Source organism: Serratia sp. 506_PEND (assembly GCF_001076875.1).
In the GTDB taxonomy this organism is placed as follows: domain Bacteria; phylum Pseudomonadota; class Gammaproteobacteria; order Enterobacterales; family Enterobacteriaceae; genus Serratia; species Serratia marcescens.
Window position 1 is genome coordinate 1 of the sequence record NZ_JVEL01000556.1, and the last position, 11,889, is coordinate 11,889.

General features: G+C 61.7%; 9 protein-coding genes. 4 read left to right on the top strand and 5 right to left on the bottom strand.

Annotated elements, in window-relative coordinates; all coding sequences use genetic code 11:
- The first annotated feature begins 237 nt into the window (after window positions 1–237).
- The 4 genes from metA to aceK all read left to right on the top strand — a co-directional run bounded on the left by metA (window position 238) and on the right by aceK (window position 6,314).
- Window positions 238–1,167: a homoserine O-acetyltransferase MetA gene (gene metA, locus ADK28_RS24465; RefSeq protein WP_004936623.1), complete on the top strand. Its 930-nt coding sequence runs from the start codon at window positions 238–240 to the stop codon at window positions 1,165–1,167.
- Window positions 1,168–1,541: 374 nt separating this feature from the next.
- Complete coding sequence (gene aceB, locus ADK28_RS24470; protein ID WP_048796911.1) at window positions 1,542–3,140, top strand: malate synthase A; 1,599 nt, start codon at window positions 1,542–1,544, stop codon at window positions 3,138–3,140.
- A 41-nt stretch (window positions 3,141–3,181) separates the two neighbouring features.
- Window positions 3,182–4,489 (top strand): isocitrate lyase, encoded by a 1,308-nt coding sequence (aceA, locus tag ADK28_RS24475; protein WP_033639246.1) that lies wholly within the window; start codon window positions 3,182–3,184, stop codon window positions 4,487–4,489.
- A gap of 70 nt (window positions 4,490–4,559) precedes the next feature.
- Window positions 4,560–6,314, top strand: coding sequence for a bifunctional isocitrate dehydrogenase kinase/phosphatase (gene aceK, locus ADK28_RS24480; protein ID WP_048796912.1), 1,755 nt, complete (start codon window positions 4,560–4,562; stop codon window positions 6,312–6,314).
- 1 nt (window position 6,315) lies between these two features.
- Here the strand turns inward: aceK and ADK28_RS24485 are convergent, their stop codons facing one another.
- The 5 genes from ADK28_RS24485 to iclR form a co-directional block, all read right to left on the bottom strand.
- Complete coding sequence (locus tag ADK28_RS24485; protein ID WP_016930304.1) at window positions 6,316–6,957, bottom strand: bifunctional 4-hydroxy-2-oxoglutarate aldolase/2-dehydro-3-deoxy-phosphogluconate aldolase; 642 nt, start codon at window positions 6,955–6,957, stop codon at window positions 6,316–6,318.
- Window positions 6,958–7,011: 54 nt separating this feature from the next.
- Window positions 7,012–8,826: a phosphogluconate dehydratase gene (gene edd, locus ADK28_RS24490; RefSeq protein ID WP_033639249.1), complete on the bottom strand. Its 1,815-nt coding sequence runs from the start codon at window positions 8,824–8,826 to the stop codon at window positions 7,012–7,014.
- A 98-nt stretch (window positions 8,827–8,924) separates the two neighbouring features.
- Window positions 8,925–10,262: a gluconate transporter gene (gene gntU, locus ADK28_RS24495; RefSeq protein ID WP_048796928.1), complete on the bottom strand. Its 1,338-nt coding sequence runs from the start codon at window positions 10,260–10,262 to the stop codon at window positions 8,925–8,927.
- The gene (gntK, locus tag ADK28_RS24500; RefSeq protein ID WP_004936645.1) at window positions 10,259–10,798 is read right to left on the bottom strand and encodes a gluconokinase; all 540 of its coding nucleotides are present in this window, start codon (window positions 10,796–10,798) and stop codon (window positions 10,259–10,261) included. The genes gntU and gntK overlap by 4 nt, the downstream gene beginning before the upstream one ends.
- Window positions 10,799–11,050: 252 nt before the next feature.
- Window positions 11,051–11,881: a glyoxylate bypass operon transcriptional repressor IclR gene (gene iclR / locus ADK28_RS24505; protein ID WP_004936648.1), complete on the bottom strand. Its 831-nt coding sequence runs from the start codon at window positions 11,879–11,881 to the stop codon at window positions 11,051–11,053.
- Window positions 11,882–11,889: the final 8 nt, after the last annotated feature.

Genomic DNA, 11,889 nt, shown 5'->3' on the forward strand with positions numbered 1-11,889 from the left:
TGGGGTCTCCCCATGCGAGAGTAGGACACTGCCAAGCATCAAATAAGCCAAGAGGCCATCCGAAAGGATGGCCTTTTTGCTTTTAGGGCTTCTCATCTCCCGCGCCGATATCCTGGCGATCCTCGTGCAATGAAACATTTTCACCTTTCCGCTGAATGCTCGACAGCGACGGAAAAAAACGCTATCTTCGGGCATCTAGAAGTCTAAACGTATAAATGGATATGTGAGGGTTAAGCAATGCCGATTCGTGTTCCTGATGAGTTACCTGCGGTCAATTTCTTGCGCGGTGAGAATGTCTTCGTGATGACATCCTCGCGGGCAAAAACACAGGAAATCAGGCCACTGAAAGTGTTGATCCTCAACCTGATGCCAAAGAAGATCGAAACGGAAAACCAGTTTCTGCGTCTGTTGTCCAACTCGCCGCTGCAGATTGATATCCAGCTGCTGCGCATCGACAGCCGCGAATCGAAGAACACGCCGGCCGAGCATCTGAACAACTTCTACTGCGACTTCGAGGATATCCAGAATGAGAACTTCGATGGCCTGATTGTCACCGGCGCGCCGCTGGGGCTGGTTGATTTCTGCGATGTTGCCTACTGGCCGCAGATCGAACGGGTCATTGACTGGGCCAAAAACCATGTCACCTCTACGCTGTTCGTGTGCTGGGCGGTACAAGCGGCGTTGAATATCCTGTACGGCATTCCCAAGATGACGCGCGAAGTGAAGCTCTCCGGCGTTTATCCGCACCAAACGCTGCAGCAGCATGCGTTGCTGACGCGCGGCTTCGACGAAAGCTTCCTGGCGCCGCATTCACGCTATGCCGATTTCCCGACCGAGGTGATTCGCCAATATACCGACCTGGATATTCTGGCCGAATCCGAGCAGGCCGGCGCCTACCTGTTCGCCAGCAGGGATAAGCGCCTGGCATTTGTCACCGGCCATCCTGAGTATGATGCCCTGACCCTGGCCGGGGAGTATTGTCGCGACAACGAAGCTGGCCTCGATCCTGCCGTACCGCTCAACTACTTCCCCGATGACAACCCCGCACTGACACCGAAAGCCACCTGGCGCAGCCATGGCCACCTGCTGTTCTCCAATTGGCTCAACTATTACGTCTACCAGATCACGCCTTACGATCTGCGCCATATGAATCCGACTCTCGACTGATCTTTTCTGCCTGCCGGCGGCTGAATCGAGGCCGCCGCGCTGTTGATCCTCTGTACGATCCTCTTTTTACCCGCCACTTTTCCTAAAAAACCATTGGCCAACAGCGCGTTAGCCTGTCTTTGCGATTCTATTGGAACCGATTTCCTTACCCGTTGGTTATGTTATTTGTTCTAACCAATTGATAATAAAGTGTTAATAAAATATTTAATAATAAAATGGAAATGGTTTTTGATTTTTATTTTTTGTTGAGTATTCTTAGAGCTATCGGGATGAGATCTGACCAGTTTGGGATCGTTTCATCCGCCCTGATCCACAGTGATTTCTGATGAAAATGCGCCGTTCGCTCGGGCGCAATGATGGGAAGGAGCAAGGTCATGACGCAACAGATAGCAGGCACGGAGTTAAGGTTTACCCAGGGTTTCGCCGCTGCGGAGCGCCAGGTATTAACGGATGAAGCGGTTGAATTCCTGGCGGAACTGGTGGGGAAATTCACGCCGCGGCGCAATGAGCTGCTGGCGGCGCGTGCCCGCTGGCAGCAAAATATCGATCGCGGCGAGCTGCCTGGATTTATTTCGGAAACCAATTCCATTCGTGAAGGCGACTGGCAGATCCGCGGCATTCCGCAAGACCTGCGCGATCGCCGGGTCGAGATCACCGGGCCGGTAGAACGCAAGATGGTGATCAATGCGCTTAACGCCAACGTAAAAGTGTTTATGGCGGACTTCGAAGACTCCCTGGCGCCAAGCTGGGATAAAGTCATCGACGGTCAAATCAACCTGCACGATGCGGTTAACGGCACCATCTCCTACACCAATGAAGCCGGCAAAATCTACCAGCTGAAACCGAATCCGGCGGTGTTGATCGCTCGCGTGCGCGGCCTGCATTTGCCGGAAAAACACGTGCTGTGGCGTGATGAAGCCATTCCCGGCGGCCTGTTCGATTTCGCGCTGTATTTTTATCACAACTATCGCCAGCTGTTGGCTAAGGGCAGCGGCCCGTATTTCTACCTGCCGAAAACCCAGTCCTGGGAAGAAGCGGCCTGGTGGAGCGATGTCTTCAGCTTTACCGAGGATCGATTCGATCTGCCGCGCGGCACCATCAAGGCGACGGTGTTGATCGAAACCCTGCCGGCGGTGTTCCAGATGGACGAGATCCTCTATCACCTGCGCGATCACATCGTTGGCCTGAACTGCGGCCGCTGGGATTACATCTTCAGCTACATCAAAACGCTGAAGAATCACGGCGATCGCGTGCTGCCGGATCGTCAGTCGGTGACCATGGAGAAACCTTTCCTCAGCGCCTATTCACGCCTGTTGATCAGAACCTGTCATAAGCGCGGCGCCTTCGCCATGGGCGGCATGGCGGCGTTTATCCCGAGCAAAGACGCTGAGAAAAACGCCTGGGTGCTGAACAAGGTGCGGGCGGACAAAGAGTTGGAGGCCAACAATGGCCACGACGGCACCTGGGTGGCGCACCCGGGGCTGGCGGACACGGTGATGGAGGTGTTCGGCAACGCATTGGGCGATCGCCAGAACCAGCTGGACGTGATGCGTGAGCAGGATGCGCCAATCAGCGCCGCGCAGCTGCTGGAGCCATGCGACGGCGAACGCACCGAAGCGGGGATGCGCGCCAATATCCGCGTGGCGGTGCAGTACATCGAGGCCTGGATCTCCGGCAACGGCTGCGTGCCTATCTATGGGTTGATGGAAGATGCCGCGACGGCGGAGATCTCCCGTACCTCTATCTGGCAGTGGATCCACCACGAGAAGAGCCTGAACGACGGGCGCCCGGTCACCAAGGCGCTGTTCCGCCAGATGTTGCAAGAAGAGATGTTGGTGGTGCGTGAAGAAGTAGGGGAAGCGCGCTTTAACGCCGGCCGGTTCGAAGAGGCGGCGCGCCTGATGGAGCGCATCACCACGCAAGATGAATTAATCGATTTCCTGACGTTGCCCGGCTATGCGCTGCTGGCCTGAACTTTCCCAATCAACCCTACATGACTGAAAGGATAAAAATTATGTCTACCTCTCGCTCTCAACAGATCCAGCAGCTGGAACAGGAATGGAAATCGGCCCGTTGGGAAGGCATTACCCGCCCTTACAGCGCTGAAGACGTGATCAACCTGCGCGGTTCGGTCAACCCGGAATGCACCCTGGCGCAAAACGGCGCCGCCAAACTGTGGGCGTTGCTGAACGGCAAGGCGCGCAAAGGCTACGTGAACTGCCTGGGCGCGCTCACCGGCGGCCAGGCGCTGCAGCAGGCCAAAGCCGGCGTCGAGGCCATCTACCTGTCCGGTTGGCAGGTGGCGGCCGACGCCAACAGCGCGGCGGCCATGTACCCTGACCAATCGCTGTATCCGGTGGACTCGGTGCCGAAGGTGGTCGAGCGCATCAACAACACCTTCCGCCGCGCCGATCAGATCCAATGGGCGAACCAGATTGAGCCGGGCAGCAAAGGGTACACCGATTATTTCCTGCCGATCGTCGCCGATGCGGAAGCCGGCTTCGGCGGCGTGTTGAACGCCTTTGAGCTGATGAAAGCGATGATTACCGCCGGGGCCGCCGGGGTGCACTTCGAAGATCAGCTGGCGGCGGTGAAGAAATGCGGCCATATGGGCGGCAAAGTGCTGGTGCCGACGCAAGAAGCGATCCAGAAACTGGTCGCCGCGCGCCTGGCGGCCGACGTGCTCGGCGTGCCGACGCTGGTGATCGCCCGTACCGACGCCGATGCGGCCGACCTGCTGACCTCTGACTGCGATCCGTATGACAGCGCCTTCGTCACCGGCGAGCGTACGGCGGAAGGCTTCTTCCGTACCCATGCCGGCGTCGAACAGGCGATCAGCCGCGGTCTGGCTTATGCCCCTTACGCCGATATGGTGTGGTGCGAAACCTCAACGCCGGATCTGGATGCCGCCCAGCGCTTCGCAGACGCCATCCACGCCAAATACCCAGGCAAGCTGCTGGCCTACAACTGCTCGCCGTCGTTCAACTGGAAGAAGAACCTCGACGACCAGACCATCGCCCGCTTCCAGCAGGCGCTGTCGGACATGGGCTACAAGTATCAGTTCATCACGCTGGCGGGCATCCACAGCATGTGGTTCAACATGTTCGACCTGGCGCACGCCTATGCGCAGGGTGAAGGGATGAAACACTACGTCGAGAAGGTGCAGCAGGCGGAGTTCGCCGCGGTAGAGCGCGGTTACACCTTCGCGTCGCACCAGCAAGAGGTGGGCACCGGCTACTTCGACAAGGTCACCACCATCATTCAGGGCGGCGCCTCTTCGGTCACCGCGCTGACCGGTTCGACGGAAGAACAGCAGTTCTGATGCGGCAAGCTTGAAGACGTTTCACCCGGAGCCTGCATGCGCAGGCTTCTTTTTCTGGCGGGGGGTAAGGATGGCGGCAAAACTGGAGTTGTTGATCGCTCAGACGATCCTGCAGGGCTTCGATGCGCAGTACGGCCGCTTTCTGGAAGTGACCGCCGGCGCGCAGCAGCGCTTTGAGCAGGCGGATTGGCCGGCGGTGCAGCAGGCGATGAAAAAGCGCATCCATCTGTACGACCATCACGTCGGCCTGGTGGTGGAGCAGCTCAAATGCATCACCGGGCAGAAATATTTCGACGCCGACTTCCCCAGCCGGGTCAAAGCGGTCTATATCGACCTGCTGCCGGACTACCCGCGTTTTGAGATCGCCGAAAGCTTCTTCAACTCGGTCTATTGCCGGTTGTTCAAGCATCGCGATCTGACGCCGGACAAGCTGTTCGTCTTCAGTTCGCAGCCGGAACGGCGCTTTCGCGACATTCCGCGTCCGCTGGCGCGCGATTTTACCGCCAATGGCGATCTGCCGGCGATGCTGCGCAGCGTGCTGAGCGATCTGCCGCTGCGGCTGCCGTGGGAGGATCTGACGCGCGATATTCGCTACATCACTCAGGCGCTGCAGCGCGCCTTCAGCCCACAGCAACTGACGGGGGCGACCTTCCAGATCGCCAACGAGCTGTTCTATCGCAACAAGGCCGCCTGGCTGGTCGGCAAGTTGCGCCTGGCCGACGGCGTTTACCCGTTCCTGTTGCCGATCCACCACAGCGAATCGGGCGCGCTGTTTATCGACGCCTGCCTGACCGGCAGGGCCGAGGCCAGCATCGTCTTCGGTTTCGCCCGCTCTTATTTCATGGTCTACGCGCCGCTGCCGGCGGCGATGGTGGAGTGGCTGCGCGAGATCCTGCCGGGCAAGACCACCGCCGAGCTGTACATGGCGATCGGTTGCCAGAAGCACGGCAAAACCGAATGCTACCGCGAATACCTGACTTTTATGGCGCACTCGCAGGAGCAGTTCATCATCGCGCCGGGGGTGAAGGGCATGGTGATGCTGGTTTTTACCCTGCCGTCCTTCGATCGGGTGTTTAAAGTGATCAAAGACGAATTCGCCCCGCAAAAAGAGGTGACGCAGGCGCAGGTGATGGCTTGCTATCAGCTGGTGAAAGAGCACGATCGCGTCGGGCGCATGGCGGATACCCAGGAGTACGAGAATTTCGTCGTCGACAAGGCGCGCCTCAGCCCGGAACTGCTGGCCGAGCTGCGGCGCGAAGTGCCGGACAAACTGGAAGATCTTGGCGATCGCATCGTGATTAAGCACCTGTATATGGAACGGCGCATGACCCCGCTGAATCTGTATCTGGAGCAGGCCAACGACCAGCAGATGCGCGATGCGATTGAAGAGTACGGCAATGCCATCAAACAGCTGGCCGCCGCCAATATCTTCCCCGGCGACATGCTGTTCAAGAACTTTGGCGTGACGCGCCACGGGCGGGTAGTGTTCTACGACTACGACGAGATTTGCTACATGACCGAGGTCAACTTCCGCGATATCCCGCCGCCGCGTTATCCGGAAGATGAACTGGCCAGCGAGCCGTGGTACAGCATCGCGCCCAACGACGTGTTCCCGGAAGAGTTCCGCCACTTTCTGTGCGGCGATCGGCGCATTCGGCAGATGTTTGAAGAGCTGCACAGCGATCTGTTTACCGCGGAGTATTGGCGCGGGTTGCAGCAGCGCATCCGCGAAGGGCATGTGGAAGACGTATTCGCTTATCGCAAGAAGCAGCGGTTCAGCCAGCGCAGCGGGGCGGCGCTGCCGGCTGCCACCGCTGCGATGTAAATCAGGCTTGAGCGCCCGCGACGGCGGCGCGCGCCAGTTCGGTAATGCGCGCGTAGTCGCCGCTTTCGAGCGCGTCCGCCGGCACCAGCCAGGAGCCGCCGATGCACAGCACGCTTTTCAGCGCCAGATAGCTGCGGTAGTTGTCCGGTGAGATGCCGCCGGTCGGGCAGAAGCGCACCTGCGGGAACGGGCCGCCGATCGCCTGCAGCGCTTTTACGCCGCCGTTGGCTTCCGCCGGGAAGAATTTAAACTCGCGCAGGCCGTAATCCATGCCCTGCATCAGTTCGGAAACGGTGCTGATGCCCGGGATCAAGGGAATGGAACCGGCGGTGGCGGCCTTAAGCAGCTCGTCGGTCAGGCCTGGGCTGATGGCGAACTGCGCGCCGGCTTCGGTCACTTCCCGCAACTGCTGCGGATTGATCACCGTACCGGCGCCGATGATCGCTTCCGGCACCTCTTGGGCGATGGCGCGAATGGCGTCCATGGCGCAGGCGGTGCGCAGCGTCACCTCCAGCACCCGCACACCGCCGGCGACTAGCGCTTTCGCCAGCGGCACCGCATATTCCAGCTTGTTGATCACGATGACCGGCACCACCGGCCCCGCCGTCAGGATCTGCTCGGCGCTTGTTGTCCACTTGTTCATGCTGACGTTCTCCTCTGTGGCCGCCGCCAGGCGGCGATGCGGCCAGGCTATCGATTAAAATTTGATGCAGCAGGCGCCCTGTTCGGCGCCGGACAGCTGGCTGCGCAGCGCGCCGAACAGCTCGCGGCCGCAGCCGATGTGTTCCGCGCTCAGATCGGGTTGGCATGGCGTGCGCCGGGCCAGTTCGTCGGCGTCGACCAGCACCTGCAGCTCGCCGCTGCGGCCGTTGACGCGGATCGGATCGCCGTCGCGCACTTTCGCCAGCAGGCCGCCGGTATAGGCTTCCGGGGTGACGTGGATGGCGGAAGGCACCTTGCCGGAGGCGCCGGACAGGCGGCCGTCGGTCACCAGCGCCACTTTGAAGCCGCGATCCATCAGCACGCCCAGCGGCGGCATCAGCTTGTGCAGCTCGGGCATGCCGTTGGCCTGCGGCCCCTGGAAACGCACCACCACCACACAATCGCGATCCAGCTTGCCGGCTTCGAACGCCGGCACGATGTCGTGCTGGCTGTCGAACACTACCGCCGGCGCTTCGATGATCTGGTTGTCGGCGGGCACCGCCGAGGTTTTCATCACCGCGCGGCCCAGGTTGCCGGCCATCACTTTGGTGCCGCCGTGATGTTCAAACGGCTGAGTGACGCTGGCGATCACGCTGGCGTCGAGCGAGCCGGCCACGCCTTCGCGCCACACCAGTTGGCCGTTATCCAGCCACGGTTCCTGGGTGTAGCGGCGCAGGCCGAAACCGGCCACGGTATGCACGTCTTCGTGCAGCAGCCCGTGTTGCAGCAGCTCTCGCACCACCAGCGGCACGCCGCCGGCGGCCTGGAACTGGTTGATGTCGGCCGGGCCGTTCGGATAGATGCGGCACAGCAGCGGTACCGCCTCCGACAGCTCCGAGAAATCGTCCCAGGTGATGATGATGCCCGCCGCGCGCGCCATCGCCACCAGATGCATGGTCAGGTTGGTGGAGCCGCCGGTGGCCAGCAGCGAGACGATGCCGTTCACCACCACTTTCTCGTCCACCAGGCGGCCGATCGGCAGGTAGTTGCCGGCGGTATCGGTCAGTCGGGTCACCTGGCGCGCGGCGGCGTCGTTCAGCGCGTCGCGCAGCGGCGTGTCAGGATGGACGAAGGAGGCGCCCGGCAGATGCAGGCCCATCACTTCCATCACCATCTGGTTGGTGTTGGCGGTGCCGTAGAAGGTGCAGGTGCCGATGCCGTGATAAGAGGCGGCCTCGGCCTCCAGCAGCGCCAGGCGGTCAGCCTTGCCTTCGGCGTACAGCTGGCGTACGCGCACCTTTTCCTTGTTCGGCAGGCCGCTGCTCATCGGGCCGGCCGGCACGAACAGCGCGGGCAGGTGGCCGAAGGAGAGGGCGGCCATCACCAGCCCCGGTACGATCTTGTCGCAGATGCCGAGGAACAGCGCGCCGTCGAACATATTGTGCGACAGGCCGACGGCGGCCGACATGGCGATCACGTCGCGGCTCATCAACGACAGCTCCATGCCGTCCTGCCCCTGCGTCACGCCGTCGCACATCGCCGGCACGCCGCCGGCCACCTGGCCCACGGCGCCGACCGCCTTCAGCGCCTGCTTCAGCCGCTGCGGGTAGTGTTCGTACGGCTGGTGGGCCGACAGCATGTCGTTGTAGGCGGTGATGATGGCGATATCGCTGCGCACCATGTTTTTCAGCGACGCCTTGTCATCGGGCTGACAGGCGGCGAAGCCGTGGGCCAGGTTGCCGCAGGCCAGCTGCGCGCGGTGGACGGTTTGGGCGCGGGCCGCCTCGATACGCGCCAGATAGGCGGCGCGGCTGGCCTGGGAACGGTCGATGATGCGCTGTGTGACACGGGACAAGGTTGGATTAATCATGCCTTCCTCACATTGCTGTTGTTATAGTCGCCGCCTGTGGCGGTGCCCCCGGGGGTGATTTGCAGCCCTGGTGTGCAAGGCCGGGGGCGATTTGGGATTTAAAACATCGTGAATGCAATCATGCCGATGGCGCCGCCGACGCTGCCCAGAATGGTTTCCATCACCGTCCAGGTTTTCAGCGTTTGCAGTTCGTTGGCGCCGGTGAATTTGCCGAACAGCCAGAAGCCGGCGTCGTTGACGTGGCTCAGCACGATGGAGCCGCCGGCGATGCAGATGGCTAGCGCGGCCAGTTGCCCGCCGCTGAGCCCGAGCTGGCTGGTGACCGGCAGCACCAGGCCGACGGTGGTCAGGCAGGCGACGGTGGCCGAGCCCTGAATCACCCGCACCATGGCGGACAGCGCGAACGCGGCTACGGCGATCGGCAGGCCGGCGCCGATCATGGCGTCACCCAGCGCCGGCCCGACGCCGGAATCCACCAGGATCTGCTTGAACACCCCGCCGGCGCCGGTCATCAGCAGGATGATCCCGGCCGGCTGCACCGCGGCGGAGCAGATGGCCAGGGTCTGTTCGTTGCTCATGCCGCGCGGTTTCGCCAGACCGTAAATCACGATCAGGCAGGCCAGCAGGATGGCGGTGAACGGGTGGCCGATAAACTCCAGCCACTGCTGCAGCTGCGAGCCGGGGGTGACCAGCCGCGCGCCGATAGTCTTCATGCCGACCAGCACCAGCGGGCACAGCACCAGCGCCAGGCTAAAGCCGAACGACGGCAGATTGCCCTTGGTCAGCGTCGGCTCGTTCTCTTCCGGCGGCATTGGCCNGTTGACGAAGCGGCTGATAAAGCTGCCATACAGCGGGCCGGCGATCAGCATGCCGATCACCGCCGCCACCAGGCCGATGGCGATCATCCAGCCGAAGTCGGCCTTCATCTGCGATGCCAGCAGCATCGGCACCGGCCCCGGCAGCAGGAAGGACGCGGCGGCGGCCACGCCGGCGAACAGCGGGATGGCCAGCTTGACGATATTGCCGTCGGTGCGGCGCGCCACGGCGAACACGATGCCGATCAGCAGCACCACCGCCACGTCAAAGAACAGCGGCAGCGCGCAGATCAGGCCGGCGATGCCGAGCGCGTAGTGCGCCTTGCTTTGTCCGAATCGTTTCAGCAATTGCGCCGCAATTTGATCGAGCGCGCCGACCTCATGCAGGATCTTGCCGAACATCGCCCCGAGCGCCACCACGATCGCCAGGAAGCCCAGCGTGTCGCCCATGCCTTTCTGCATGGTGTCGGCGATGTGTTCCAGCGGCATGCCGGAGAAAATGCCGGCGGCGATGGACACCAGCATCAGCGCGACGAAGGCGTGCATACGCGCCTTCATCACCAGGAATAACAGCAGTAAAACCGAGCCGACTGCGGTACCGACCAGCGTTACAGTACTCACGCGCACACGTCCTGCGGGAGGAAACTTTGGATATGGCGCACGGTATCGGCGATCACCGCGTCCAGCGGCTGATTGATGTCGATCGCCATTACGTCGTTCTCGTCGGCGCCCGGTTGCTCCAGCGCGGCGAACTGGGTGACCAGCATCTGCGGCTTGAAGAAGTGGCCGTTGCGCGCCGCCAGGCGGGATTCGATCACCGGGAACTCGCCGTGCAGATAGATGAATGACAGGTTGCCGTTGCCGGCGCGCAGGCGGTCGCGATACTGCTTTTTCAACGCCGAACAGACGATGATCGACACGTTGTTGGTGCGCTGCATGGCGAAGGCGGCGTCGTTGAGCGCGGCCAGCCACGGCGCGCGATCGTCGTCGTTCAACGCCTCGCCGGCGGCCATCTTCAGGATATTGCTGCGCGGGTGCAGGAAGTCGCCGTCGAGGAAGCCGGCGGAGAGTTGGCGGGCCGCGGCGGCGGCGACGGCGGACTTGCCGCTGCCGGAAACGCCCATAACGACGTAAATGCGATTTTGATTGTTGGTCATGGTTTGGCTCCAAAACACCGGGTGACGTTACCTTCGTTCAGTCTGATTGTTACCGGTAACATGTTATCGGTAACATTGTCGAAGGAAGTTTGAGCGGTTGCAATGGGCTTTCGCCGTGAGGATCGTTAACTGTGATCGGCTTCAAGCTTTTTGCCTGTGTGCTAAACAGGATGCCGACAGCCTGTTACATGCTGACAACAGAGCATGGCAGGGGAGCAGGGGCGCGCTGGGGCGCCCCTCGGATGGGCTGGATCAGCGCACGCCGCCGTAGGCCAGGCTGATCTCTTTGGCTGCATGGATCACCAGCGCGCCCAGCTCGATCACGCGATCGTCGGTGATGCGCGACACCGGGCCGGAGATGGAAATGGCGGCGAAGGCTTCGCGGTGCTCGTCGAAGATGCAGGCCGCCACGCAGCGCAGGCCGAGCGCGTGCTCTTCGTCGTCAAAGGAGAAGCCCTGTTTGCGGATCTGCGCCAGCCCCTCTTTCAGGTTGTGCGGCGTCAGGGTGTGCGGCGTGTAGGTGTGCATGCCTTTCTTGTGCAACAGTTTGGTCACCTGATCGTCCGGCAGGGTGGCGAGGAACGCTTTGCCGGCGCCGGAGGCGTGCATCGGCAGTTTGCCGCCGATCGGCGCCGACATGCGCATCAGCGCCGTACACTGCACCTGATCGATGATGATCGCTTGGTACTCGCTGGTATCCAGCACCGCCAGGTTGACGGTTTCGCCGGACTCTTCCATCAGGCGGCGCAGCGTCGGATGCACCATCGCCAGCAGGTTGCGGCTTTGCAGGAAGCTGCTGCCGACCACAAAAGCGTGCGAGCCGATGGTCCACAGGCCGAGATCGCCGACCTGGCGCACGAATCCCTGCTGCTGCATGGTGGTGAGCAGGCGGTGAGTGGTGGAGTTCGGCAGGCCGGCCTGCTGGGCCAGATCGGTCAGCGCCACGTTGCCCTGGGCTTCCGAAATGTATTCCAACAGTTTCAGGCCACGGGTCAATGATTGTACCTGACCGGTCGCCGCACTGGCGGCGGGGGCTGCTGCGCGGGGCTTCTTGCCGCGCTTGGCGGGAGCAGGGGTGGCCATGGGTGAGA

Excerpts from the sequence above, each read along its gene's own strand:
- metA (WP_004936623.1), top strand. The coding sequence starts at position 238 with ATGCCGATTCGTGTTCCTGATGAGTTACCTGCGGTCAATTTCTTGCGC.
- aceB (WP_048796911.1), top strand. The coding sequence starts at position 1,542 with ATGACGCAACAGATAGCAGGCACGGAGTTAAGGTTTACCCAGGGTTTC.
- aceA (WP_033639246.1), top strand. The coding sequence starts at position 3,182 with ATGTCTACCTCTCGCTCTCAACAGATCCAGCAGCTGGAACAGGAATGG.
- aceK (WP_048796912.1), top strand. The coding sequence starts at position 4,560 with ATGGCGGCAAAACTGGAGTTGTTGATCGCTCAGACGATCCTGCAGGGC.
- ADK28_RS24485 (WP_016930304.1), bottom strand. The coding sequence starts at position 6,957 with ATGAACAAGTGGACAACAAGCGCCGAGCAGATCCTGACGGCGGGGCCG.
- edd (WP_033639249.1), bottom strand. The coding sequence starts at position 8,826 with ATGATTAATCCAACCTTGTCCCGTGTCACACAGCGCATCATCGACCGT.
- gntK (WP_004936645.1), bottom strand. The coding sequence starts at position 10,798 with ATGACCAACAATCAAAATCGCATTTACGTCGTTATGGGCGTTTCCGGC.
- iclR (WP_004936648.1), bottom strand. The coding sequence starts at position 11,881 with ATGGCCACCCCTGCTCCCGCCAAGCGCGGCAAGAAGCCCCGCGCAGCA.